The organism is Streptomyces sp. ICN903 (genome assembly GCF_022015835.1).
Taxonomy (GTDB): Bacteria; Actinomycetota; Actinomycetes; order Streptomycetales; family Streptomycetaceae; genus Streptomyces; species Streptomyces fenghuangensis.
This window is the reverse complement of the sequence record NZ_JAKMAY010000029.1, coordinates 1-24570: the sequence shown is the minus strand read 5'-3', so window position 1 is coordinate 24570 and position 24570 is coordinate 1. Positions and strand designations below refer to the sequence as shown.

Here is a 24570-nt window from a genome sequence, read left to right as displayed (position 1 = left end):
TCGGGATGCCCCAGCTCCCCGCACCCGACTACCCGGCCGACGTCCGCGCCCGGCTGGAGGCGGACGCGAGGGAGATCATCGCCCGCTACCCCGGCAGCCGCTCCGCGCTGCTGCCGATGCTGCACCTGGTGCAGTCCGAGGAGGGGCACGTCACCCCCACCGGGCTGCGGTTCTGTGCCGAGATGCTCGACCTGACCACGGCCGAGGTCACGGCGGTGGCCACCTTCTACACCATGTACCGGCGCAAGCCCTCGGGCGACTACCAGGTGGGGGTGTGCACCAACACCCTGTGCGCGGTGATGGGCGGCGACGCCATCTTCGAGGCGCTCCAGGAACACCTCGGCGTCGGCAACGACGAGACCACCGAGGACGGCAAGGTGACGCTGGAGCACATCGAGTGCAACGCGGCCTGCGACTTCGCTCCCGTGGTGATGGTCAACTGGGAGTTCTTCGACAACCAGACGCCCGAGAGCGCCAGGAAGCTCGTGGACGACCTGCGCGCCGGGCGCGAGGTGCGGCCCACCCGCGGCGCCCCGCTGTGCACCTTCAAGGAGACCGCCCGCATCCTCGCCGGATTCCCCGACGAGCGGCCCGGCGCCGTCGAGGCGAGCGGCAGCGCGGGCCCGGCCTCACTGGCCGGACTGAAGCTGGCCAAGGGCGAGAAGGCCGGGCCGAAGGTGGTCTCGCCGCGCGGCGGGGAAGGGCCGGCGTCGGCCGGGCAGCCCGTCACCGAGACCGGCGAGGCGCCCCAGCCCCACCCCAGCTCCCACGACGCGCCGCGCAGTACGGCCGCCTCCGACCCCGACAACCCAGCCGGTCCGGTGGCGAAGGAGGGCAAGTGATGACCGCCGAATCAGCGGAGAAGCTGCTGGCCCCGGTGCTCTCGGCCTTCTGGGACGACCCGACGTCCTGGACGCTGGACACCTACCGGGCGCACGAGGGCTACGAGGGCCTGCGCAAGGCCCTGGCGATGAAACCCGACGACGTCATCGCCTACGTCAAGGAGTCCGGGCTGCGCGGCCGCGGCGGCGCGGGCTTCCCCACCGGCATGAAGTGGCAGTTCATCCCCCAGGGCGACGGCAAGCCGCACTACCTGGTCGTCAACGCCGACGAGTCCGAGCCGGGCACCTGCAAGGACATCCCCCTCCTCTTCGCCAACCCGCACGCGCTGATCGAGGGCATCGTGATCGCCTGCCACGCGATCCGCTCCAGCCACGCCTTCATCTACCTGCGCGGCGAGGTCGTCCCCGTGCTGCGGCGCCTGCACGCCGCGGTGCGCGAGGCCTACGAGGCCGGCTACCTCGGCAAGGACGTCCTCGGCTCCGGCCTGGACGTGGACATCACCGTGCACGCGGGCGCGGGCGCGTACATCTGCGGCGAGGAGACCGCACTGCTGGACTCCCTGGAGGGCCGGCGCGGCCAGCCCAGGCTGCGTCCCCCCTTCCCGGCCGTCGCGGGCCTGTACGCGTGCCCCACCGTCGTCAACAACGTCGAGTCCATCGCCTCGGTTCCCGCGATCATGAACCGGGGCAAGGAGTGGTTCCGCACGATGGGCAGCGAGAAGTCCCCGGGCTTCACGCTGTACTCCCTCAGCGGCCACGTCGCCGCCCCCGGCCAGTACGAGGCCCCGCTGGGCATCACGCTGCGCCAGCTGCTGGAGATGAGCGGCGGCATGCGCCCCGGCCACCGGCTGAAGTTCTGGACCCCGGGCGGCTCCTCGACCCCGCTGCTGACCGACGAGCACCTCGACGTACCCCTGGACTACGAGGGCGTCGGCGCCGCGGGCTCGATGCTCGGCACCAAGGCGCTCCAGTGCTTCGACGAGACCACCTGCGTGGTCCGCGCGGTAACCCGCTGGACGGAGTTCTACGCCCACGAGTCCTGCGGCAAGTGCACCCCCTGCCGCGAGGGCACGTACTGGCTCGTCCAGCTCATGCGCGACATCGAGGCCGGCAAGGCGACCATGTCCGACATCGACAAGATCGCCGACATCGCCGACAACATCAACGGCAAGTCCTTCTGCGCCCTCGGCGACGGCGCCGCCAGCCCGATCTTCTCCTCCCTGAAGTACTTCCGCGAGGAGTACGAACAGCACGTCACCGGGCGGGGCTGCCCCTTCGACCCGGCCAAGTCGACCCTGTGGGCCGACGACAGGACCGCACACCTGGAGGTGAACGCGTGACCGTCACCACCGACGCCAAGGCCTCCGGAGGCGGAGAGGCCAAGCCGCCCGAGGCCGCCGAGGACCTCGTGACGCTGACGATCGACGGCATCGAGACCAGCGTGCCCAAGGGCACCCTGGTCATCCGCGCCGCCGAACTGCTCGGCATCGAGATCCCGCGCTTCTGCGACCACCCCCTGCTGGACCCGGCCGGGGCCTGCCGCCAGTGCATCGTCGAGGTCGAGGGCCAGCGCAAGCCCATGGCCTCCTGCACGATCACCTGCACCGACGGCATGGTCGTCAAGACGCACCTGACCTCACCGGTGGCCGAGAAGGCCCAGCGCGGCGTGATGGAGCTGCTGCTCATCAACCACCCGCTGGACTGCCCGGTCTGCGACAAGGGCGGCGAGTGCCCGCTGCAGAACCAGGCCATGTCCCACGGGCAGGCCGACAGCCGCTTCGACGGCCGCAAGCGCACCTTCGCCAAGCCCGTGCCGCTGTCCACCCAGGTGCTGCTGGACCGCGAGCGCTGCGTGCTGTGCGCCCGCTGCACCCGCTTCTCCAACCAGATCGCGGGCGACCCGATGATCGAACTGCTGGAGCGCGGCGCCCTGCAGCAGGTCGGCACCGGGGAGGGGCCGCCCTTCGAGTCCTACTTCTCCGGCAACACCATCCAGATCTGCCCGGTCGGCGCGCTCACCTCGGCCGCCTACCGGTTCCGCTCCCGCCCCTTCGACCTGGTCTCCTCGCCGAGCGTGTGCGAGCACTGCTCCACGGGCTGCGCCACCCGCACCGACCACCGGCGCGGCAAGGTCATGCGGCGGCTGGCCGCCGACGACCCGGAGGTCAACGAGGAGTGGATCTGCGACAAGGGCCGCTTCGCCTTCCGCTACGCCCAGCAGCGCGACCGGCTCACCCACCCGCTGCTGCGCAACACCGAGACCGGTGAGCTGGAGCCCGCGAGCTGGCCCGAGGCGCTGGACGCCGCGGCCAGGGGACTGGCGGCGGCCCGCGGCCGCACCGGCGTCCTCGCCGGCGGACGGCTGACGGTCGAGGACGCCTACGCGTACGCGAAGTTCGCGCGGGTCGCCCTCGACACCAACGACATCGACTTCCGCGCCCGCGTCCACAGCACCGAGGAGGCCGACTTCCTCGCCTCCCACGTCGCCGGACGCGGACTGGACGCCGACAAAAGCGGCGTCACCCACTCCGCGCTGGAGAAGGCCCCGGCCGTGCTGCTGGTCGGCTTCGAGTCCGAGGAGGAGGCCCCCGGCGTCTTCCTGCGGCTGCGCAAGGCGTACCGCAAGCACGGGCAGCGCGTCTTCTCCCTGGCCACCCACGCCACCCGCGGGCTGGAGAAGGCCGGCGGCACCCTGCTGCCGGCCGCTCCGCACACCGAGACCGAGTGGCTGGACGCGCTGGCCGGCGGCGTCGGGCTCGACGAGACCGGGCAGAAGGCCGCCGAGGCGCTGCGCGCCGAGGGATCGGTGATCATCGCCGGGGAGCGGCTGGCCGCCGTGCCCGGCGGCTTCACCGCCGCCCTGCGGACGGCCACCGCGACCGGCGCCCGCCTGGTGTGGATCCCGCGCCGGGCCGGCGAGCGGGGCGCGGTCGAGGCCGGAGCGCTCCCGACGCTGCTGCCCGGCGGACGCCCGGCCACCGACCCGGACGCCCGCGCCGAGACGGCAGCCGTCTGGGGCGTGGCGCAGCTGCCGGTCCGCTTCGGCCGCGACACCGGCCGGATCATCGAGGCCGCGGCAGGCGGCGAACTCGCGGCCCTGCTGGTCGGGGGCGTGGAGGTCGCCGACCTGCCCGACCCGGAGCTGGCCCGCAGGGCGCTGGACGAGGTCGGCTTCGTCGTCAGCCTGGAGCAGCGGCCCTCGGAGGTCACCGAGCGGGCCGACGTGGTCCTGCCCGTCGCCGCGGTCGTGGAGAAGGCCGGTTCCTTCCTCAACTGGGAGGGCCGCTCGCGGCCGTTCGAGGCCGCCATCAAGCCCGACCAGATGACCCGCCGGCTCGTCCAGTCCGACCACCGCGTGCTGCACATGCTCGCCGACGCCCTCGACGTCCACCTCGGACTGCCGGACGTACGCACCGTCCGCGCCGAGATGCGGCGCCTGGGCGTCTGGGACGGCCCCCGCGCGGACGCGCCGGAGGCCGGCACCCGGCAGGTCCCGCGGCCCACCGCGGGCGAGGCCGTGCTCGCCGGCCACCGGCTGCTGCTCGACCGGGGCCGGCTCCAGGACGGCGACGAGGCGCTGGCCGGCACCCGGCACGCCGCCGTCGCCCGGCTGTCGGCCGCCACGGCCGCCGAGGTCGGGGTCGCGGGCGGCCGGCCGCTGACCGTGACCGGCCCGGCCGGGACGGTCACCCTGCCGCTGGAGATCACCGAGATGCCCGACCGCGTGGTCTGGCTGCCGCTGAACTCCACGGGATCCGGCGTCCTGGACGGCCTGGGCACCGTGCCCGGCCGGCTCGTGAAGCTGTCGGCGGCCCCCGCGACCACCGCGGTCGCTGCGACCACTGCGGCCGCCCCGGCCGCCGCGGGCCCGGAGGAGACGAAGGGGGTGGAGGCGTGATGAGCCCGTCCGTCCTGGCCACGGGGACGACGGTCCTCGCCGAGGAGGACCTGTCGATGTTCGGCACCGATCCCTGGTGGCTGATCGGCCTCAAGGCGGTGTTCTGCTTCGCCTTCCTGATGGTGACCGTGCTGATCTCCATCGTCATGGAGCGCAAGGTCGTCGCCTGGATGCAGCTGCGCATCGGTCCCAACCGGCACGGCCCCTGGGGGATGCTCCAGTCGCTGGCCGACGGCGTCAAGCTGATGCTGAAGGAGGACGTCAACGTCAAGGCGGCCGACAAGGCCGTCTACATCCTGGCCCCCATCATCGGTGCGATCCCCGCCTTCATGGCGATCGCGGTGATCCCCTTCGGCCCGCCCGGCAACGAGGTGTCGATCTTCGGCACCCGCACCGCGATGCAGCTCACCGACCTGCCGGTGGCGATCCTGTACATCCTGGCCACCGCCTCCATCGCCGCCTACGGCACGGTGCTGGCCGGCTGGTCCTCGGGATCCACCTACCCGCTGCTGGGCGGTGTGCGCGCCACGGCCCAGGTGATCTCCTACGAGGTCGCCATGGGTCTGAGCTTCGCGGCGGTCTTCCTCTACTCCGGGTCGATGTCCACCTCGACGATCGTCGGAGCGCAGGCCGACACCTGGTTCGCGCTGCTGCTGCCGGTGTCGTTCCTCATCTACATGGTGGCGATGGTCGGTGAGGCGCACCGCGCGCCCTTCGACATGCCCGAGTCCGAGGGCGACCTGGTCGGCGGCTTCAACACCGAGTACTCGTCGATCAAGTTCGCGTTCTTCATGCTCGCCGAGTACGTCCACATGGTCACCGTCTCGGCCCTGGCGGTCACCCTCTTCCTGGGCGGCTGGCGCGCCCCGGCGCCGATCAGCACCTACTGGGAGGGCGCCAACCACGGCTGGTGGCCGCTGCTGTGGTTCGTCGTCAAGGTGAACCTGCTGCTGTTCCTCTTCGTCTGGCTGCGCGGCACGCTCCCGCGCGTGCGCTACGACCAGTTCATGAGGCTGGGCTGGAAGGTCCTCATCCCCGTCTCGCTGGCCTGGCTGATGCTGGTGGCCACCGTGCGGGCGCTGCGCAACGAGGGCTACGCCTTCGGCGACATCGTGCTCTGGGTCGTCGGCGCGGCGCTGGTGCTGCTCCTGCTGTCCTTCGTCTACGACGCCGTCCGCGAACGCGGCGAGCGCGCCGGGGAGAAGGAGGAGGCCGGGAAGGCGGCCGGAGACGAGACCTTCGACCCGATGGCGGGCGGCTACCCCGTACCGCCGCTGCCGGGACAGACCCTGCCGCCCGTACCGCGCCGGCGGCCGCGCCGTGAGCGGGAGACCGCGGGCGTGGGGGCCGGCGCGGACGGCGAGTCCAGCGAGACCGGCAAGGCCAGGGAGGCCGACGATGCCTGAGTTCGAGAACCCGGTGGCCGGCTTCGGCGTGACCTTCAAGGCCATGTTCAAGAAGCGGCTCACCGAGCAGTACCCCGAGCAGAAGAAGCCCACCGCGCCGCGCTTCCACGGCCGGCACCAGCTCAACCGGCACCCGGACGGGCTGGAGAAGTGCGTCGGCTGCGAGCTGTGCGCCTGGGCCTGCCCGGCCGACGCGATCTACGTGGAGGGCGCGGACAACACCGACGAGGAGCGCTACTCGCCCGGTGAGCGCTACGGGCGCGTCTACCAGATCAACTACCTGCGCTGCATCCTGTGCGGCCTGTGCGTGGAGGCGTGCCCCACCCGGGCGCTGACCATGACCAACGAGTACGAGCTGGCCGACCGGAGCCGGGAGTCGCTCATCTACACCAAGGAGGAGCTGCTCGCCGGGCTGGAGGAGGGCATGGTCGACACCCCGCACGCGATCTTCCCGGGCATGACCGAGAAGGACTACTACCGGGGGCTGGTCACCGAGGCCGCTCCGGGGACGGTCCGGCAGGAGGCCCACTCCGAGAACCCGAAGAACGAGGCTCCGCAGGCCGCGGCCGACACCTTCGGCCCCGACGAGCCGGCCTCCGAGGCGGTGAGCGAGAAGTGAACGGCACCCTGCTGGCCGCCGCCTCCACCACCTCCACCGGCGAGGCGGTGCAGTTCTGGATCCTGGGCACCGTCGCGGTGCTGGGCGCGCTCGGGACCGTGCTGATGAAGCGGTCGGTGCACTCGGCGCTCTGCCTGGCCGGGACGATGATCGTCCTGGCCGTGTTCTACCTGGCCAACGGCGCCTACTTCCTGGGCATCGTGCAGATCGTCGTCTACACCGGCGCGGTCATGATGCTCTTCCTGTTCGTGCTGATGCTCGTCGGCGTCACCGCCGCCGACTCGCTGAAGGAGACCATCAAGGGGCAGCGCTGGATGGCGGCCCTGTGCGGGCTCGGCTTCGGCATCCTGCTGATCGGCGGCATCGGCAACGCCTCCGTCGGCACCTTCACCGGTCTGGCGGAGGCCAACGCGGGCGGCAACGTCCAGGGCCTGGCCCGGTCGATCTTCACCGACTACGTGTTCGCCTTCGAGATCACCGGCGCGCTCCTGGTCACCGCGGCCGTCGCCGCCATGGTGCTCACCCACCGCGAGCGCACCGAGCGCCGCGACACCCAGCGCGAACTCGCCGAGAAGCGCGTCCGCGAGGGCAAGCACCTCCCGCCGCTGCCCGCACCCGGCGTGTACGCCCGGCACAACGCCGTGGACATCCCCGGCCTGCTGCCGGACGGCACCCCCTCCGAACTCACCGTCAGCCAGACGCTGCGCTCCCGCGGCCAGGTCCGGGACGTCTCCCGCAAGGCCCTGTCCGACCTGGCGGCGCTGGAGCGCCGCACCGGGGAGTACCTGGGCCGGGGCGAGGACACCTCCCGCGGCGGCCCGGCCGAGGGCGGCGGCCCGGACGTGCGCGACGCGGCGGACGTACGCAAGGACGTCTCGGACGACTCCCCGGCCGTCGGCCGGGACAGGGACGCGGACCGCGACGGGGACCATGACGCGGACCGCGACCGCGACGCAGACCGTGACAGGGAGGCCGCCAAGTGAACCCGGTCAACTACCTCTACCTGGCCGCGCTGCTGTTCACCATCGGGGCCAGCGGGGTACTGCTGCGGCGCAACGCGATCGTCGTGTTCATGAGCGTCGAGCTGATGCTGAACGCGGCCAACCTCGCGCTCGTCGCCTTCTCCCGGCTGCACGGCAACCTCGACGGCCAGATCATCGCGTTCTTCACGATGGTCGTCGCCGCCGCCGAGGTCGTGGTCGGACTGGCGATCATCGTGACGATCTTCCGCTCCCGCCACTCGGCCTCGGTCGACGACGCCAGTCTGATGAAGCTGTAAGGGGTAGCGAACAGTGGAGACTTTGATCGGACTGCTCGTCGCGGCGCCACTGCTGGGCGCGGCGGTGCTGCTGTGCGGCGGCCGGAGGCTGGACCGCACCGGCCACTGGATCGGCACGGCGCTGGCCGCCGCGTCCTTCCTCCTCGGCGCGGTGCTCTTCGCCGACATGCTCGGCCGCGAGGCCGGGGACCGCACCATGGGCCAGCACGTCTTCAGCTGGATCCCGGTCGGCGGCTTCCAGGCCGACCTCGCCTTCCGGCTCGACCAGCTGTCGATGACCTTCGTCCTGCTGATCACCGGCGTGGGCACGCTCATCCACGTCTACTCGATCGGCTACATGGAGCACGACGAGCGGCGGCGCCGCTTCTTCGGCTACCTCAACCTGTTCCTCGCGGCGATGCTCCTGCTCGTCCTGGCCGACAACTACCTGCTGCTGTACGCCGGCTGGGAGGGCGTGGGCCTCGCCTCCTACCTGCTGATCGGCTTCTGGCAGCACAAGCCCAGCGCGGCGACGGCGGCGAAGAAGGCGTTCATCGTCAACCGCGTCGGCGACATCGGCCTGTCCATCGCCATCATGATCATGTTCACCACCTTCGGCACCTTCGCCTTCTCCCCGGTGCTGGAGTCGGTGGGCGAGACGAGCGAGGGCACGGCGACGGCCATCGGCCTGATGCTGCTGCTGGCGGCCTGCGGCAAGTCCGCCCAGGTGCCGCTCCAGTCCTGGCTGGGCGACGCGATGGAGGGCCCGACCCCGGTCTCCGCCCTCATCCACGCCGCGACGATGGTCACCGCCGGCGTCTACCTGATCGTCCGCTCCGGCGCGATCTTCGACGCCGCCCCCGCCGCGCAGACCGCGGTGGTCACCGTCGGCGCGGTCACGCTGCTGTTCGGTGCGATCGTCGGTTGCGCCAAGGACGACATCAAGAAGGCCCTGGCGGGCTCGACGATGTCGCAGATCGGCTACATGGTGCTGGCCGCGGGCCTCGGCCCGATCGGCTACGCCTTCGCGATCATGCACCTGGTCACCCACGGCTTCTTCAAGGCCGGGCTCTTCCTCGGCGCCGGCTCGGTGATGCACGGCATGAACGACGAGGTGGACATGCGCCGCTACGGCGGCCTGCGCAAGTACATGCCGATCACCTTCGCCACCTTCGGACTGGGTTACCTGGCGATCATCGGCTTCCCCGGCCTGTCCGGCTTCTTCTCCAAGGACAAGATCATCGAGGCGGCCTTCGCCAAGGGCGGCACCGAGGGCTGGATCCTGGGCGGCGCGGCCCTGCTGGGCGCGGCCATCACCGCGTTCTACATGACGCGCGTGATGCTGATGACGTTCTTCGGCGAGGAGCGCTGGCGGAGCGCCCCCACCCCGTCGCCGAAGGAGCCGAGCGTGGAGCCGGCGGCCGAGACCAGGGGCGAGTACGAGGTGCCGCACCCGCACGAGTCCCCGAAGTCGATGACGGTCCCGATGATCGTCCTGGCCTTCGGGTCGGTCTTCGCCGGCGGCCTGTTCAGCTGGGGCGAGGCGTTCGTCCACTGGCTGGAGCCGGTCGTCCCCTTCGAGCACGGCCACCCGCCGGTCAGCGCGCTCACCGTCACCGCGGCCACGGTCGTCGCCCTGCTCATCGGAGTCGGCGCCGCCTGGCTGCAGTACGGGCGCAAGCCCGTGCCCGCGCTCGCCCCGCGCGGCTCGCTGCTCACCCGGGCCGCGCGCCGCGACCTGCTCCAGGACGACTTCAACCACGTGGTACTGGTCAAGCCCGGCGAGTACCTCACCCGCGGCCTGGTCTACCTCGACCACAAGGTCGTCGACGGCGCCGTCAACGGCACCGCCGCGGCGGTCGGCGGCCTGTCCGGCCGGTCGCGGCGGATCCAGAACGGTTACGCCCGCAGTTACGCGGTCTCGATGCTCGGCGGTGCGGCGGTCCTGGTCGCCGCGACCCTGCTGATGAGGGCGGTCTGATCCCATGTCATTTCCCCTGCTGACGGCGGTGGCCGCGCTGCCCGCGATCGGCGCGGTCGCCACCGCCGCCGTACCCGCGGCCCGGCGCACCGCCGCCAAGTGGCTGGCGCTGGCCGTCTCCCTGGCCACCCTGGTCCTCGCCGCGGTCGTCGCCTTCCGCTTCGACCCCGGCGGCGACCGCTACCAACTGACCGAGTCGCACACCTGGATCGCCGACTTCGGCGTCCGCTACGAACTGGGCGTGGACGGCATCGGGGTAGCCCTGATCGCGCTGACCGCCCTGCTGATCCCGTTCGTCGTCCTGGCGGGCTGGCACGACGCCGACCCCCTGGAAGGGACGGCGCCCGACCGCCGGTGGCGGCCCACCCAGGGCTTCTTCGCGCTGATCCTGGCCGTCGAGGCGATGGTGATCATCTCCTTCGCGGCCACGGACGTCTTCCTCTTCTACGTCTTCTTCGAGGCCATGCTCATCCCGATGTACTTCCTCATCGGGGGCTTCGGGGACCGGGCGGGCTCCCGCGACGAGGGCGAGGCGGCCAAGCAGCGCTCCTACGCGGCCGTGAAGTTCCTGCTCTACAACCTCGCCGGCGGCCTGGTCATGCTGGCCGCGGTGATCGGCCTGTACGCCGTCACCGCCGACCAGCTGGGCGAGGGCACCTTCTCCCTCCAGGCGATCGTCGAAGCCCGCGCCTCCGGCGAGCTGACGATGGCACAGAACACCGAGCGGCTGCTGTTCCTCTGTTTCTTCCTCGCCTTCGCGGTCAAGGCGCCGCTGTGGCCGCTGCACACCTGGCTGCCCAACGCCATGGGCGAGTCCACCGCACCGGTCGCCGTGCTCATCACGGCGGTCGTCGACAAGGTCGGCACCTTCGCGATGCTCCGCTTCTGCCTCGGGCTCTTCCCCGAGGCCAGCGCCTGGGCCACCCCGGTGGTGCTGGCGCTGGCGCTGGTCAGCATCATCTACGGCGCCCTGCTCGCCATCGGGCAGCGCGACATCAAGCGGCTGATCGCCTACGCGTCGATCTCCCACTTCGGCTTCATCATCCTGGGCATCTTCGCGATGACCAGCCAGGGCCAGGGCGGCGCGACGCTCTACATGGTCAACCACGGGATCTCCACCGCCGCCCTGATGCTGGTCGCCGGCTTCCTGATCTCGCGCCGCGGCTCCCGGCTCATCGCCGACTACGGCGGGGTGCAGAAGGTCGCCCCGGTGCTGGCCGGCACCTTCCTGATCGGCGGGCTCGCCACCCTGTCGCTGCCGGGGCTCGCGCCGTTCGTCAGCGAGTTCCTGGTGCTGGTGGGCACGTTCACCCGCTACCCGGCCGCCGGGATCGTCGCCACGTTCGGCATCGTCCTGGCCGCGCTGTACGTGCTGGTGCTCTACCAGCGCACCATGACCGGGCCGGTCGGGCCCGGGGTCGAGCGCATGCCCGACCTGAGGAAGCGCGAACTGGCGGTGGTGGCACCGCTGATCGCCCTGCTGGTCCTCCTCGGCGTCTTCCCCAAGCCGCTGACGGACATCGTCAATCCGGCGGTCGAGCACACCCTCTCGGACGTGCAGAAGACCGACCCCGATCCTGAGGTGGAGGCCGCCAAGTGAGCACCACCACGGAACTCACCCTGCGGGCGCAGGAGATGATCCCCGCGCCCGACATCGAGTACGGGCAGCTCGCCCCGGTGCTGATCGTCATCGGCGCCGCCGTCGTCGGCGTCCTGATCGAGGCGTTCGTGCCGCGCCGGGCGCGGTACACCGCCCAGGCGCTGCTGGCGGGCCTGGCCCTGGCGTCGGCCTTCGCGTCCGTCGTCGGGCTGGCCGCCGCCGGAAGGGCCACCACCGAGGCGGGGCTGGTCGCCATGGGCGCCCTCGCCGTCGACGGACCGGCGCTCTTCCTGCAGGGCGTGATCCTGCTGGTCTCGCTGGTCGCGCTGCTCACCTTCGCCGAGCGCAGGCTCGATCCGCGGGCGCACGGCAGGCACGTGGACTCCTTCGCCGCCGAGGGCGCGGCGGTGCCCGGCGGCGAGGGCGAGAAGGCGGCGGTGCGGGCCGGCTTCACCACCACCGAGGTCTACCCGCTGCTGCTCTTCGCGGTCGGCGGCATGCTGGTCTTCCCGGCCGCCAACGACCTGCTGACGCTCTTCATCGCGCTGGAGGTCTTCTCGCTCCCGCTGTACGTGCTGTGCGCGCTGGCCCGCCGCAAGCGGCTGATGTCGCAGGAGGCCGCGCTCAAGTACTTCCTGCTGGGCGCCTTCTCCTCCGCCTTCCTGCTCTTCGGCATCGCCCTGCTGTACGGCTACGCGGGCAGCGTGAAGTACGCGGACATCGCCTCGGTGGTCGCGGACACCAACCGCGGCACGACCGAGGCGCTCGCCGGGACGACGGGCAACGACGTACTGCTGCTCATCGGCGGCGCGCTGCTGGTGATGGGCCTGCTGTTCAAGGTCGGCGCCGTACCGTTCCACATGTGGACGCCGGACGTCTACCAGGGCGCCCCGACTCCCGTGACCGGCTTCATGGCCGCCGCCACCAAGGTCGCCGCCTTCGGCGCCCTGCTGCGGCTGCTGTACGTCGTCCTGCCGGGGCTCACCTGGGACTGGCGGCCGGTGATGTGGGGCGTGGCGATCGTGTCGATGCTGGCCGGCGCGGTCATCGCCATCACACAGACCGACGTCAAGCGGCTGCTGGCGTACTCCTCGATCGCGCACGCCGGCTTCATCCTCGCCGGTGTGATCGCGGCGACGCCCTCCGGCATCTCGTCGGTGCTGTTCTACCTGGCGGCCTACTCCTTCGTCACGCTCGGCGCCTTCGCCGTGGTGACGCTGGTGCGGGACGCGGGCGGCGAGGCCACGCACCTGTCCAAGTGGGCCGGTCTGGGGCGCCGCTCCCCGCTGGTGGCCGCGGTCTTCGCGGTCTTCCTGCTGGCCTTCGCGGGCATCCCGCTGACCTCCGGGTTCGCGGGCAAGTTCGCGGTGTTCAAGGCGGCGGCGGAGGGCGGTGCGGGGGCGCTGGTGGTCGTGGGCGTGATCGCCTCGGCCATCGCGGCGTTCTTCTACATCCGCGTCATCGTCCTGATGTTCTTCAGCGAGCCGAAGGTGGAGGGGCCGTCGGTCGCGGTGCCGAGCCCGCTGACCACCACGGCGATCGCCGTCGGTGTGGCGGTCACACTGGTGCTGGGCGTGGCCCCGCAGTACTTCCTGGACCTCGCCTCCCAGGCGGGGGTGTTCGCCCGCTGAGGACGCCCGTACGGCGGCGGCCGCCCGGCACGGATGCCGGGCGGCCGCCGCCGTACGTGTGTGCCGGGGGCGTCTCGCGGTCCGGAGCGAGCCGGCGGAGGCGTACCGAGCAGTCGCGCTTCTCGGGCGCGCTTCTCGGGCGCGCTCACCCCGTAGGGAGGTCCAGGTCGCTGGGCAGACCGCTGGGCAGGTCGCCGATCTCGGGGATCTCGGTGGAGACCTCGGGGACCTCCACCTTGGTGAAGGTGTCGGTGGTGCCCGACTCCCAGGCGACGGTGAGGCTCTCGCCCTTCACGCTCTCGACCGTGCCCTTGGTGCGGTCGGTGCTGCCGTCGGTGCACTTGAGGGCGAAGGTGACCGGATCGGCGTCGGTGTCCGCCGTGCCCGTGCAGGTGGTCTCGCCCAGCAGCGCCGCCTGATCGCCGCTGACGCTCAGCACCATCGCCTTGCCGCCGCCCTCGGCGCTCCAGGTGCCGTTCACCCCGCCGGTCGCCGCCTCCCCGCCGGGGTCGCCGGTGGGCTCGGCGGTCTGCTCGGAGCTCGGCTTCGACTCGGGCTCCCCGGAGCCGCCGCCGCTTCCGCAGCCGCTCACCAGCAGGGCTGTGGCCAAGGCGGCGGCCGCTCCCGCGTACCGTGCCGATGTGCGCACGTGGTCCCCCTCCATGCGTATTGCCGCGTGTCACTGCTTGTTGCAAGGACACGCCAAGCTAGCAGGTGGCACCGGCCGGCGGGCCGGTCCGGAACGGATCCCGGACCGGCGTGCGACCGGCGTGCCGACGGGGGACCGGCCCGCGGCGACCGGCCCGCGGCGACCGGCCCCCGTCGGCGGGGCGAGGTCAGACGCCCCGGCCGGCGGCCGGGTGGACGCGGCCGGACACCTCGCCCAGACCGATGCGGGAACCGTCCGGTCCGGGCGCCCAGGCGGTGATGACGACCTCGTCGCCGTCCTCCAGGAACGTCCGCTTGCCGTCAGGGAGTTCGACCGGGTCGCGGCCGGACCAGGTCAGCTCCAGCAGGCAGCCGCGCTGGTGCACCTCCGGGCCGCTGACGGTGCCGGAGGCGAAGAGGTCCCCGGTGCGCAGCGAGGCGCCGTTCACGGTCATGTGGGCGAGCTGCTGGGCGGCCGTCCAGTACATCGCGGAGAACGGCGGCTCGGCGATGGTGTGGCCGTTGAGGGAGACCGAGATCCGCAGATCCAGCCCGCCGGGCTCCCCGCCCGCGGAGTCCTCCAGGTAGTCCAGCAGCGGGTGGGTGCGCCGCGGCGGCTCGGTGCGGGCCGCGTCGAGGGCGTCCAGCGGGGTGACCCAGGCCGAGACGGAGGTCGCGAAGGACTTGCCCAGGAACGGACCCAGCGGCACGTACTCCCAGGCCTGGATGTCGCGCGCCGACCAGTCGTTGACCAGGCAGACGCCGAAGACGTGCTCCCGGAAGTCCGCCTGCGGCACCGTTTCGCCCAGCCGGGAGGGGGTGCCGACGACGAAGCCGACCTCCGCCTCGATGTCCAGCCGGCGGGACGGGCCGAAGGAGGGGGAGGCCTCGTCGGGAGCCTTGCGCTGTCCCCGCGGGCGGACGACGGGGGTGCCGGAGACCACGACGGTGCCGGAGCGGCCGTGGTAGCCGATCGGCAGGTGCTTCCAGTTGGGGGTGAGCGGCTCGCCGCCGGGCCGGAAGATCCGCCCGACGTTGGTGGCGTGGTGCTCGCTGGCGTAGAAGTCGACGTAGTCGGCCACCTCGAAGGGGAGGTGGAGGGTGACGTCCTCGAGCCGGATCAGGTACTGCGTGACGGTGCCGGCGTGCTCGGGCGCGGTCAGCCAGGAACGCAGCTCGGCGCGCACCGCCTGCCAGACCGGACGCCCCGCCGCCATCAGGGGGTTGAGGCTCGGCTTCTGGAGCAGGCCGGTGTGGGGCGAGCCGAACGCGTCGGCGGCCGAGCCCGCGTCCAGGACGTACGGGCCGTAGCGCACGCCGATCCGGCGCAGGTCGGGGTCGTCCTCGGTGGTGAAGACGCCGTAGGGCAGGTTGTCCGGGCCGAAGAGATCGCCTTCGGGCAGTTCGAGCGGGGTCGCGTCGGACATGGGTGAGGTGCCTCGCCTTCGAGGTCGTCGCCGGTCAGGGCCGCGAACAGGCTACGCGGTGGTGATCCGCGGCAGAAGCGACCCGCTGCGGGGTGCGGTCGGGGCCGGGATGCGGCCTCCGTCACAGAGGCAACGCGGCGGCTGTGATCGTCTCGGGACCGGCTACGCTGCCAGGGATGATGATGGCGACAGCGGCCCGGCGGTACGGCGACACACCGTGAAGGCCGTGACGAGCCGCGTGATCGTTGGCTGATCGTACGCAGACAGGAGTACCCCTCGTGACCGTCGTCGGGCCCTTCGGGCTGAGCGTGCGGGACCATGCGCTGGAAACCGATGTCCAGGCGGGGTTGGCGGCTGTCGAGGAGGGCCTCATCGAGGCCACCAAGAGCGGCGTGCCCTTCATAACGGAAGCCGCGCAGCATCTGGTGCGGGCCGGCGGGAAGCGATTCCGCCCGCTGCTGGTGATGCTGGCGGCGCAGTTCGGCGACCCGCACGCCCCCGGGGTGGTGCCCTCGGCGGTGGTCGTGGAGCTGACGCATCTGGCGACGCTCTACCACGACGACGTGATGGACGAGGCGGACGTGCGGCGCGGAGTGCCCAGCGCCAACGCCCGCTGGGACAACTCCGTGGCGGTCCTCACCGGTGACTTCCTCTTCGCCCGGGCCTCGCACATCCTGGCCGATCTGGGACCGGAGGCGGTCCGGGTCCAGGCCGAGGCGTTCGAACGGCTGGTGACCGGGCAGATCCTGGAGACGGCGGGACCGCGGGAGGGCGACGACCCGATCGCCCACTATCTCGACGTGATCGCGGGCAAGACCGGCTCGCTGATCGCGGTGGCCGGACGCTTCGGCGCGATGATGTCGGGCGCGGACGAGAACGTCGTGGACGTCCTCACCCAGTACGGGGAGCGGATCGGCACCGCCTTCCAGCTGGCCGACGACGTGCTCGACATCGCCAGCGACTCCCACGAGTCCGGCAAGACACCCGGCACGGACCTGAGGGAGGGCATCGAGACGCTGCCGGTCCTGCGTCTGCGGGCCCGCGCGGCCGACAGCGGTTCGCCGGAGGACCTGGCCCTGTGCGCGCTGCTGGACGGCGATCTGAGCGACGACGCCCGGCATGCGGAGGCGCTGGCGGGACTCCGTGCCCATCCGGCGCTGGAGGAGGCGCGGCGCGACACGATCCGCTGCGCGGACGAGGCCCGCAACGTTCTGGCGCCGCTGCCGGACTGCGCGGCCAAGGAGGCCCTCTCCTATCTGTGCGACTCGGTGGTCCACCGCGCGGGCTGACCGCCCCGGGGGTTCTGCCCCTCTCGGCCCGAACGGGACCGTACGCCTGGGGGATGGCACGGCGGGCCGTGCGCGGCGCTGGTGGGACGAGGTGGCGCCGGTGGTGTCATACCCCGGGAGTAGATCGGTTTGCCCCTGTCGTCTGACGCCCTGTCCGGAGCAATTTGGTGGGATTGACACCGTCACCCCGCACCGGAATGGGTGAGAATGGCGGTCAGGGGTTGACGAGTGCGACGCACGGACGAACCGCCGCCGATCACGGAGGTAAGGGCACACATGGCACGGACCCGACCGATGAAGAAGGCGTTGCGTTACGCGGTGCCGGCCACCGTGGCCGGAGCGACGGTGGTGGCCGTCGGCCTCGTACCGGCACTGGCCAGTTCCGGCGGCAGCCCGGATCTGCCGGAGATCACCGCCGAGGAACTGGTCGCGAAGATCGCGGCCTCGGACACCCAGCAGCTGTCCGGGACGGTGAGGATCACCACCGATCTCGGTCTGCCGGCCCTGCCGGGCATGGGCCCGGGCGGCCCCGGCGGCGGCCGTGAGGAGGGCGCCGGGGACGGCGCCGGGGATGCCGATCCGCGCGGCAGGCTCGCCGAGCTGGCCTCCGGCTCCCACACCCTGCGCGTCGCGGTGGACGGGCCGGACAGACAGCGCATCTCGATCGTGGAGAAGGCCGCGGAGTACAGTCTCATCCGCAACGGCGGCGACGTGTGGGCGTACGACAGCGCCACGAACACCGTCCACCACACCGTCCTTCCGCGGGAGGACGGGCGGGGCGCCGGCCCGGGGGAGACCCCGGGAGGGCTGGAGAAGGTGACCCCGCAGAAGGCCGCTCAGGAGGTTCTCAAGGCCGTCGACGCCACCACCTCGGTCACCGTCGACGGTACGGCGAAGGTCGCGGGCCAGGACGCCCACCAGCTGCTGATCGAGCCGAAGCAGCCGGAGAGCACGGTCGGGTCGGTGCGGATCGCGGTGGACGCGGACAGCGGTGTGCCGCTGAAGTTCACCCTCACCCCCAAGGGCGGCGGGAAGGCCGCCGTCGACGTGGGCTTCACCGAGGTGGACTTCGCCCGGCCGGACGCCGGCACCTTCGACTTCAAGCCGCCGAAGGGGGCGGAGGTCACCGAGGAGAAGCTCGACGGCCCGCGGAACGGCTCCGGCAAGGCGCCGCACGAGGACGGCCGGGGCGGCGACGGCAAGGAGCGGGGCGGTGCCGAGGGGCTGCCGTCCGGTCTGGAGGTCGTCGGTGAGGGCTGGGGCTCGGTCGCCCGGGTCGAACTGCCCGGCGGCGGCCCGGTGCCCGGCACGGACGCCGCGCGGGAGGCGGCGCCCGAGGCGCGCAAGCTGCTCGACGGCTTCACGGAGGAGGTCAAGGGCGACTTCGGCACCGGCCGGTTCTTCAGCACCCGCCTCGTCAACGCCCTGATCACCGAAGACGGCACCGTCTACGTCGGAGCCGTCACCCGCGAGGGCCTGGTCGAGGCGGCCGGCTCCGCAGGTTAGCGCGCCCGCCGCCCGGTCCCGCCGCCCGTCCGCGAGACGGTGCGGCTGGACCGGTGCGGCACCGCCGCACCGCACCGTCCCCCCGACCCCGGGAAGCGCCATGCAGCCATCGCCCGCTTCGGACACGGTCGTCGAGGCCCGCGGGCTCACCAAGCGGTACCGCGGTGGACAGCTCGCCGTGGACGGCCTCGACCTGGAGGTGCCGCGCGGCAGCGTCTTCGGCTTCCTGGGCCCGAACGGCTCGGGCAAGACGACCACGATCCGGATGCTGCTCGGACTGATCGAGCCCAGCGGCGGCAGCGCGCGGCTGCTGGGCGAGCCGATGCCGGACGCGGCCCGGCGGGTGCTGCCGCGGGTGGGCGCGCTGATCGAAGGCCCGGCGCCGTACGGCTTCCTATCCGGCCGCGACAACCTGCTGCGGCTGGACGCGGCCGACCCGAGCGCCGATCCCCGCACCCGTGCGGCCCGGGTGGCGGAGGCGCTGGAGCGGGTGGGGCTCACGGCCGCCGCCCGCAAGAAGGCACGGGCGTACTCGCTGGGCATGAAGCAGCGCCTCGGTCTGGCGGCGGCGCTGCTGCGGCCGCGCGAACTGCTGGTGCTGGACGAGCCGACCAACGGGCTGGACCCCCAGGGGATGCGCGAGATCCGCTCCCTGGTGCGGGAACTCGCCGGTGACGGCACCACGGTCTTCCTCTCCTCACATCTGCTGGACGAGATCGAACAGGTCTGTACGCATGCGGCGGTCATGGCGCGGGGGGCGGCTGCTGACGCAGGGGCCGGTGACCGAGCTGGCGGCCGGAGCCCGGGGCCGCCTGGCGGTCACCACCCCGGACACCGCGGACGCCGCACGAGTCCTCAAGGAGTACGGCGTAACCGATCCGACCGTCACCGGCGACCGCGTCACCGGCGAGCTCCCGCCCTCCGACCCGCCCGACCCGGCCGAGGTCAACGCCGCTCTGGTGCGAGCCGGGGTGCGGGTGAGGGCCTTCGGCACCGAGCGCGCCTCACTGGAGGACGCCTTCGTGGCACTGACCGGGGAGGGCTTCGATGTCGCGGGCTGAACTGCCGCGGGAGGAGCGGACGGGACGCATGGGGCATCAGGAACATCCGGACCGCTCAGGGCTACCGGGGCGTCCGGGGCGTGAGGCATGGGGCGGTGAAGAGGCACCGGACCGGGACGGAGGACCGGATGAGGCCCGGGGCCGCCCCAGCCCGCTGTGGACACTGGGCCTGTTCCGCAGCGAGCTGACCGTCACCTTCCGCCGCTGGCGCACCCTCGCACTGCTCGCCGTGCTGGCAGCCGTCCCGCTGCTGGTCGGAATCGCGGTGAGGATCGAGACCGGGGACGGCGGCTCGGCAGGCGGTGGCGGCGGTGGCGGCGGTGGCGGTGAGGGGCCGGCGTTCATCGGCCAGGTGACCAACAACGGGTTGTTCCTGGTCTTCACCGCGCTCGCGGCCACCCTCCCCTTCTTCCTCCCCATGGCGGTCGGTGTCGTCGCGGGTGACTCGGTCGCGGGCGAGGCGAGTGCGGGAACCCTGCGCTATCTGCTGGTCGCCCCGGCCGGCCGTACGCGGCTGCTGCTCGCCAAGTTCACCGCCGTCCTGGCTTTCTGCCTGGCGGCGACCCTGACCGTGGCGGTTTCCGCGCTGGCCGTCGGCGCTCTGCTCTTTCCCCTGGGCGAGGTGACCCTGCTGTCCGGGACCACGGTCTCCCTCGCCGACGGGATGCTGCGAGCGATGGCCGTAGCGGTCGCAGTCGCCGCCTCACTGGTCGGTCTGGCGGTACTGGGACTGTTCGTCTCGACCCTGACCAACAGCGGTATCGCCGCCATGGCCACCACCGTCGGTCTGCTGATCACCGTGCAGATCCTCGGTGCGATCCCACAGCTGGACGTGATCCATCCGTACCTCTTCCCCCACTACTGGATGTCCTTCGCCGACCTTCTGCGCGACCCCGTCTACTGGGACGACCTGCTCGACAACCTCCGCCTCCAGGGGCTGTACGCGGCTGTCTTCGGCTCCGCCGCATGGGCCCGCTTCACCGGCCGGGACATCACTGTCTGAGTGATGCCCCGGCCGCCGGCCGAGGCGGCGCCCTCATGACACGCAGAACTCGTTGCCCTCGGGATCCGCCATCACCGTCCACTCACCGCCCGGCTCCCTCACCTGCCGTATGACCGACGCACCCAGGCCCTCCAGCCGGGCAACGGTCCTCTCGCGCCGCCCAGGGCCTGAGTGGACATCGATGTGCAGGCGGTTCTTGACGGTTTTGGGCTCAGGGACGCGCTGGAAGAGCAGCCGCCGCCCCAGCCCGGTACCGCTGTCGGGGTCGGCGGGATCCCCCGGGTGGCGTGCCGCGGCCAGGTCGCGCCAGGCGCGGCGGCCGTGGTGCTCGACCAGGATGTCCTCGCCCACGACGCCGAGACCGAGCAGGCGCTCGATCAGGGTGCTGTTGTCCTCGACCAGGTAACCCAGGGCCGCGGCCCAGAAGTCGGCCTGCCGGTGCGGGTCCGCGCAGTCGATCACCAGCTTCCAGCCCAGCACCTCCTGAGTGCTGCCCGTCGTAGTCGTCTCGCCCGACGTCTCCGCCATCGCCCCGTCTCCCGTTCGCCGCGCTTCCCTCTGGCCGGTAACCAGTTATACTGGTTACGTGACGGAGTCCGCAATGGGTCTGGTGCTGCACTCACCCGAAGGAGTGCCCTATCGCTTCGACCCGGGAGCCCTGTGCCTGGAGTTGCTGCCGACGGGCGGGTCCGGCGGCTACGCGCGCTACGAGGTGCTGCACGAGCCGGCGAACCTCGCGGTCTGGGCCGCCCGCTCCCGGCTGCGACCCGCGCCCTCGATCGAGGTGACGGAGGCCGAGCTGGCCGCTGCCAAGGAGTTGCGCGCCGCGCTGTGGCGGATGGCCGTGGACCGGGCGCACGGCCGTGCGCCGCGCCCGCGGGATGTGGCGGTGGTCAACGAGGCCGCGTCCCGTCCGCCGCTGCCGGTGCGGTTGCGGCAGGACGGCGGACGGGGCTGGGCGAGGGGGTGGGGACCGGGCGCGACCGGCACCCAACTGCTCTCGACCGTCGCGCGCGACGCCGTCGACCTGTTCGGCGGCCCGTACGCCCACCGGATACGGGAGTGCGCGTCGGACGACTGCCGTCTGGTCTTCGTGGACACCTCGCGCCCCGGCCGCCGCCGCTGGTGCTCGATGGAGCGCTGCGGCAACCGTCACAAGGTCCGGGCGCTGCGCGCCCGCCGCGAGGAGGGGGAGTGACCGGGGGCTCGGAGTGTCCGCCCCGCCGGGTCGTACGGACGGGAAGCACGGACGGGAAGCACGGACGGCACCGCCCGCCGGCGCGGTCGCGCCGGCGGGCGGTGGTCCTCGGCCCGGCAGGGGGCTCGGGGCCCGGACGGGCCGGGGGCGAGGACCGAGTGGCCGGACGGGGCGGCCGGACGGGTCAGAAGGTGAGTTTCCAGCTGTCGATGTAGCCGGAGTCGGAGCGGTAGACGTCCCTCACGCGCAGCTTCCAGATTCCGTTCGCCGCCTCGGAGGAGGCGTTGACGGTGTAGGTGGTGATCACGTCGTCGCCCGAGTCCCAGCCGGAGTTCTTCAGCCGGTAGCTGCTGCCGTCCGGGGCCACCAGGTCGATGACGAGGTCACCGCGGTAGGTGTGCTTGACGTCGACGCCGACCTCGAGGTCGCTCGGGGCGTTCCCGGAGAGGCCGGTGACGGGGAGCGGGGACTCCACCGTGCCCGGGTCGGGAATGGCGTGGTCGTCCGTGTTCTCGAAGACGTCGCCGTCCGGCGGGGTGGTGGTGCCCGAACTCAGCGTCCACACCGCGTGGGCGGCGGCGTCGCTGTTGCGGTCCAGGGCGGTGTCGTTGATGTTGGCGGTGGTGTCGCAGGAGGAGTGGTAGCAGCGGTCGAAGGACTGCCCGGCGGTGCCGCCCCACTTCTGCGCCTGGGCGCTGGTCTTGACGCGTCCGGCACCTGTGAACAGGCCGCCGACGGGGACGCCGGCGCTCTTGAACGGGGCGTGGTCGGAGCGTCCGTCACCCTCCGTCTCGATCTCGGTCGGGATGCCCCTGGCGGCGAACCAGTCCTTGAAGACCTTCTCGATGGCGGGGTCGTCGTCGTAGACGAAGTAACCGGCGTTCGGCGAGCCGATCATGTCGAAGTTGAGGTAGCCGTCGATCTTCGACCGCTCGGTGGAGGAGAGGCTGTTGACGTAGTGCTTCGAGCCCACCAGACCGAGTTCCTCGGCCCCCCACCAGGCGAACCGCAGGTGCTTGTCGGGCTTGTACCCCGCACGGGCCACGGCGAGGGCGGTCTCCAGGACGGCGGCGGAGCCGGAGCCGTTGTCGTTGATGCCGGCGCCGCTGCTGACCGAGTCCAGGTGTGCTCCGGACATGAGGACGGCGCCGGTGTCGCCGCCGGGCCAGTCGGCGATGAGGTTGTAGCCGGTGGTCCCGTTGTAGGTGAACTGCTGGAGTGCCGTGGTGTAGCCGGCGGCGTCCAGTTTGCCCTTGACGTAGTCGATCGACGCCCGGTAGCCGGGGCGGCCGTGGGCGCGGTTGCCGCCGTTGGCGTTCGCGATCGTCTGGAACTGCGAGAGGTGCGCCTTGACGTTGCTGAGCGGGATGTCCGGTGCCGCTGCGGCCGTGGTGGCCTCGGCCGTGGCCGGGGCGGTCGTCGCGGTGAGCAGTCCGGCGGCGAGCGCACCGGCGAGTCCGGCTCCGAGAACGGCGCGGCGGAAGGGGGATCTTCGGGGGAGCCGTCGTCCAGCGCGAATGGGCATCATGCCTCCTGTGAGGGGTTGACGTGGGCATGATGCTGATGGGGCGCCGGTGCGCCGTCAAGGGCGGAATCCGGACATATGCGTCCGAATATCGGACGATGCCGCGCTGACGTGCCACCGGTTCGCGGTGCGCCGCGAGATGGCCGATTCCGGCCGTTCCGCCTTTGGAGTCCCTGCGGCGGTCCGGCCGGGTCCGGCCGTGACCGGACCCGCGGTCAGCCCTTCGCGGTGTCCGACGGGGTGCCGGCCACCGCCGGGCGGTCCGCCGGGCGAGCGGCCTTTCCGGACACCGTGCCCGTCGCCTCTCCACCGTCCGTCCGCGGCGCCCGCGCGGACGCCGCCGCGGCGGCCGCCCGCAGGCGTGCCCGCGAACGGCGTGCGGTGCGCAGGGCGTCCCAGGTGAGCAGGCACAGTGCGGCCCAGACGAGCAGGAAGCCGGCCCAGCGCTCGGGCGGCATCTCCTCGTCGAAGGCCAGCAGGCCCAGCAGGAACATCGAGGCGGGTGCCAGGTACTGCAGCAGACCGATCGTGGACAGCGGCAGCCGTACGGCCGCCCCGCCGAAGAAGATCAGCGGCAGTGCGGTGGCCAACCCGGCGAGGGAGAGCAGCAGCGTGTGCCCGGCGCCCTCGGTGGCGAAGGTGGCCTCGCCCCGCGAACCCAGGAAGACCAGGAAGGCGACGGCGGGCAGGAACTGCACGGCCGTCTCGGCCCCGAAGCTCGCCACCCCGTCCAGCCGGACGCCCTTCTTGATCAGCCCGTAGAGCGCGAAGCTGACGGCCAGGGCGAGCGAGAGCCAGGGCAGCCGGCCGTATGCGACGGTCATCACCCCCACCGCCACAGCCCCGATGCCGACGGCCACCCACTGGGCGGGCCGCAGCCGCTCGCGCAGCAGCAGGACGCCGAAGGCGATCGATATCAGCGGGTTGATGAAGTAGCCGAGCGACGCCTCGATGACCTTGCCGCTCCCCACGGCCCAGATGAACAGGCCCCAGTTGACCGAGATCAGTCCGGCCGCCAGGGCTATCAGAGCGAGCCTGCGGGGATCGCGCAGCAGCGGGCGCACCCACGCCCAGCGGCGCAGCGCGGCCAGAATGACCAGGGCGGTGGGCAGCGACCACACCATCCGGTGGGCCAGGACCTCGGTGGCGCCGGCGGGTTCCAGCAGCGCCCAGTACAGCGGTAGCAGGCCCCACATCCCGTAGGCGGCGAAGCCGAACAACAGTCCCGTGCGCTGCTCGCCCTGCGACTCCAACGTTCCTCCTCGGGGATGGCCGATCCGGCCGGACCGGCCTGGCCGGCCGACCTCAAGACGGTAGCGCCGTACGCCCCTGTTGTCATTCCCGTTCCGACGTACGGTACTTACTTATCGTGCTCCGTCCCGCACGCTCGGCCCACCCCGGCCGGATCCAGGCCGGACCCCGCGTCGCCCGAACGGCCGAGGGGCCGGCTCCGCCAGGCGGAACCGGCCCCTCGGCTGGGCGAACGTGTCGTCAGCCCACGACTGTCCAGGTGTCGTTGCCGGCCAGGAGGGCGCCGAGGTCGCCCTTGCCGTGCTGTATGACGGCCTTCTCCAGCTGCTCGGCCATCAGGGTGTCGTAGACCGGGCGGCGCACATCCCGCAGGACGCCGATGGGGGTGTGGTGGAGGGTGTCGGCGTCGGCGAGGCGGGAGAGGGCG

The 24570-nt window shown here is 72.1% G+C and carries 19 protein-coding genes and 2 pseudogenes; 15 read left to right on the top strand and 6 right to left on the bottom strand.

The features are described 5' to 3' along the window. Positions 1-5: 5 nt before the first annotated feature. From nuoE to nuoN, 10 genes are read left to right on the top strand one after another with little or no spacing between them, the layout of a single operon-like run. The gene (nuoE, locus tag L7D48_RS05285; RefSeq protein WP_237877714.1) at positions 6-842 is read left to right on the top strand and encodes an NADH-quinone oxidoreductase subunit NuoE; all 837 of its coding nucleotides are present in this window, start codon (positions 6-8) and stop codon (positions 840-842) included. After that, entirely contained in the window at positions 842-2182 is a 1341-nt protein-coding gene (nuoF, locus tag L7D48_RS05280; protein WP_237877706.1) for an NADH-quinone oxidoreductase subunit NuoF, read from the top strand. The genes nuoE and nuoF overlap by 1 nt, the downstream gene beginning before the upstream one ends. After that, positions 2179-4740, top strand: coding sequence for an NADH-quinone oxidoreductase subunit G (locus L7D48_RS05275; RefSeq protein ID WP_237877705.1), 2562 nt, complete (start codon positions 2179-2181; stop codon positions 4738-4740). The genes nuoF and L7D48_RS05275 overlap by 4 nt, the downstream gene beginning before the upstream one ends. Continuing rightward, positions 4740-6146, top strand: a complete 1407-nt coding sequence (gene nuoH, locus L7D48_RS05270; RefSeq protein WP_237877704.1) for an NADH-quinone oxidoreductase subunit NuoH — start codon at positions 4740-4742, stop codon at positions 6144-6146. The genes L7D48_RS05275 and nuoH overlap by 1 nt, the downstream gene beginning before the upstream one ends. Continuing rightward, positions 6139-6765, top strand: coding sequence for an NADH-quinone oxidoreductase subunit NuoI (gene nuoI, locus L7D48_RS05265; RefSeq protein ID WP_237877703.1), 627 nt, complete (start codon positions 6139-6141; stop codon positions 6763-6765). Before nuoH ends, nuoI begins: the two co-directional genes overlap by 8 nt. Then, entirely contained in the window at positions 6762-7748 is a 987-nt protein-coding gene (locus L7D48_RS05260; protein ID WP_237877702.1) for an NADH-quinone oxidoreductase subunit J, read from the top strand. The genes nuoI and L7D48_RS05260 overlap by 4 nt, the downstream gene beginning before the upstream one ends. After that, positions 7745-8044 (top strand): NADH-quinone oxidoreductase subunit NuoK, encoded by a 300-nt coding sequence (nuoK, locus tag L7D48_RS05255; protein ID WP_093660472.1) that lies wholly within the window; start codon positions 7745-7747, stop codon positions 8042-8044. Before L7D48_RS05260 ends, nuoK begins: the two co-directional genes overlap by 4 nt. A gap of 13 nt (positions 8045-8057) precedes the next feature. Then, complete coding sequence (gene nuoL, locus L7D48_RS05250; RefSeq protein WP_237877701.1) at positions 8058-10004, top strand: NADH-quinone oxidoreductase subunit L; 1947 nt, start codon at positions 8058-8060, stop codon at positions 10002-10004. A 4-nt stretch (positions 10005-10008) separates the two neighbouring features. After that, the gene (locus L7D48_RS05245) at positions 10009-11604 is read left to right on the top strand and encodes an NADH-quinone oxidoreductase subunit M (protein WP_237877700.1); all 1596 of its coding nucleotides are present in this window, start codon (positions 10009-10011) and stop codon (positions 11602-11604) included. 35 nt (positions 11605-11639) lie between these two features. After that, positions 11640-13235: an NADH-quinone oxidoreductase subunit NuoN gene (nuoN, locus tag L7D48_RS05240; RefSeq protein WP_237877713.1), complete on the top strand. Its 1596-nt coding sequence runs from the start codon at positions 11640-11642 to the stop codon at positions 13233-13235. 145 nt (positions 13236-13380) lie between these two features. On the opposite strand, the gene L7D48_RS05235 is transcribed toward nuoN, so the two are convergent. Together L7D48_RS05235 and fahA are read right to left on the bottom strand one after the other, a co-directional pair. Continuing rightward, entirely contained in the window at positions 13381-13884 is a 504-nt protein-coding gene (locus tag L7D48_RS05235) for a hypothetical protein (protein ID WP_237877699.1), read from the bottom strand. Positions 13885-14071: 187 nt separating this feature from the next. Next, on the bottom strand, positions 14072-15310 hold the full coding sequence (fahA, locus tag L7D48_RS05230) for a fumarylacetoacetase (protein ID WP_237877698.1): 1239 nt from the start codon (positions 15308-15310) through the stop codon (positions 14072-14074). 278 nt (positions 15311-15588) lie between these two features. Here fahA and L7D48_RS05225 point away from each other — a divergent pair, with 278 nt between their 5' ends. The 4 genes and pseudogenes from L7D48_RS05225 to L7D48_RS05210 all read left to right on the top strand — a co-directional run bounded on the left by L7D48_RS05225 (position 15589) and on the right by L7D48_RS05210 (position 20169). Continuing rightward, positions 15589-16599: a polyprenyl synthetase family protein gene (locus tag L7D48_RS05225; protein WP_237877697.1), complete on the top strand. Its 1011-nt coding sequence runs from the start codon at positions 15589-15591 to the stop codon at positions 16597-16599. Between the two features lie 276 nt (positions 16600-16875). Then, positions 16876-18105: a DUF2092 domain-containing protein gene (locus tag L7D48_RS05220; protein WP_237877696.1), complete on the top strand. Its 1230-nt coding sequence runs from the start codon at positions 16876-16878 to the stop codon at positions 18103-18105. A gap of 100 nt (positions 18106-18205) precedes the next feature. Then, a pseudogene (locus L7D48_RS05215) lies at positions 18206-19166 on the top strand (ABC transporter ATP-binding protein). A 28-nt stretch (positions 19167-19194) separates the two neighbouring features. Then, entirely contained in the window at positions 19195-20169 is a 975-nt protein-coding gene (locus tag L7D48_RS05210) for an ABC transporter permease (RefSeq protein WP_237877695.1), read from the top strand. Positions 20170-20202: 33 nt separating this feature from the next. On the opposite strand, the gene L7D48_RS05205 is transcribed toward L7D48_RS05210, so the two are convergent. Continuing rightward, entirely contained in the window at positions 20203-20697 is a 495-nt protein-coding gene (locus L7D48_RS05205) for a VOC family protein (protein WP_237877694.1), read from the bottom strand. A 73-nt stretch (positions 20698-20770) separates the two neighbouring features. Between L7D48_RS05205 and L7D48_RS05200 the strand changes: the two genes are divergently transcribed. Next, on the top strand, positions 20771-21367 hold the full coding sequence (locus L7D48_RS05200) for an ABATE domain-containing protein (protein WP_237877712.1): 597 nt from the start codon (positions 20771-20773) through the stop codon (positions 21365-21367). 184 nt (positions 21368-21551) lie between these two features. Here L7D48_RS05200 and L7D48_RS05195 read toward each other — a convergent pair whose 3' ends face one another. The 3 genes and pseudogenes from L7D48_RS05195 to L7D48_RS05185 all read right to left on the bottom strand — a co-directional run. Then, positions 21552-22892: a M28 family peptidase gene (locus L7D48_RS05195; RefSeq protein WP_237877693.1), complete on the bottom strand. Its 1341-nt coding sequence runs from the start codon at positions 22890-22892 to the stop codon at positions 21552-21554. A gap of 215 nt (positions 22893-23107) precedes the next feature. Continuing rightward, a complete protein-coding gene (gene rarD / locus L7D48_RS05190; protein WP_237877692.1) occupies positions 23108-24145 on the bottom strand; it encodes an EamA family transporter RarD in 1038 nt (345 codons plus the stop codon). 238 nt (positions 24146-24383) lie between these two features. Further along, positions 24384-24570: pseudogene (locus L7D48_RS05185) on the bottom strand (2-oxoacid:ferredoxin oxidoreductase subunit beta); the annotation flags it as partial.

What these genes read in the sequence shown, in the direction of transcription:
- nuoE (WP_237877714.1), top strand. Translation starts at nt 6, where the DNA reads ATGCCCCAGCTCCCCGCACCCGACTACCCGGCCGACGTCCGCGCCCGG.
- fahA (WP_237877698.1), bottom strand. Translation starts at nt 15,310, where the DNA reads ATGTCCGACGCGACCCCGCTCGAACTGCCCGAAGGCGATCTCTTCGGC.
- L7D48_RS05195 (WP_237877693.1), bottom strand. Translation starts at nt 22,892, where the DNA reads ATGCCCATTCGCGCTGGACGACGGCTCCCCCGAAGATCCCCCTTCCGC.
- L7D48_RS05210 (WP_237877695.1), top strand. Translation starts at nt 19,195, where the DNA reads ATGGGGCATCAGGAACATCCGGACCGCTCAGGGCTACCGGGGCGTCCG.
- nuoF (WP_237877706.1), top strand. Translation starts at nt 842, where the DNA reads ATGACCGCCGAATCAGCGGAGAAGCTGCTGGCCCCGGTGCTCTCGGCC.
- L7D48_RS05205 (WP_237877694.1), bottom strand. Translation starts at nt 20,697, where the DNA reads ATGGCGGAGACGTCGGGCGAGACGACTACGACGGGCAGCACTCAGGAG.
- L7D48_RS05220 (WP_237877696.1), top strand. Translation starts at nt 16,876, where the DNA reads ATGGCACGGACCCGACCGATGAAGAAGGCGTTGCGTTACGCGGTGCCG.
- L7D48_RS05245 (WP_237877700.1), top strand. Translation starts at nt 10,009, where the DNA reads ATGTCATTTCCCCTGCTGACGGCGGTGGCCGCGCTGCCCGCGATCGGC.
- nuoN (WP_237877713.1), top strand. Translation starts at nt 11,640, where the DNA reads ATGATCCCCGCGCCCGACATCGAGTACGGGCAGCTCGCCCCGGTGCTG.
- nuoI (WP_237877703.1), top strand. Translation starts at nt 6,139, where the DNA reads ATGCCTGAGTTCGAGAACCCGGTGGCCGGCTTCGGCGTGACCTTCAAG.
- nuoH (WP_237877704.1), top strand. Translation starts at nt 4,740, where the DNA reads ATGAGCCCGTCCGTCCTGGCCACGGGGACGACGGTCCTCGCCGAGGAG.
- L7D48_RS05200 (WP_237877712.1), top strand. Translation starts at nt 20,771, where the DNA reads ATGGGTCTGGTGCTGCACTCACCCGAAGGAGTGCCCTATCGCTTCGAC.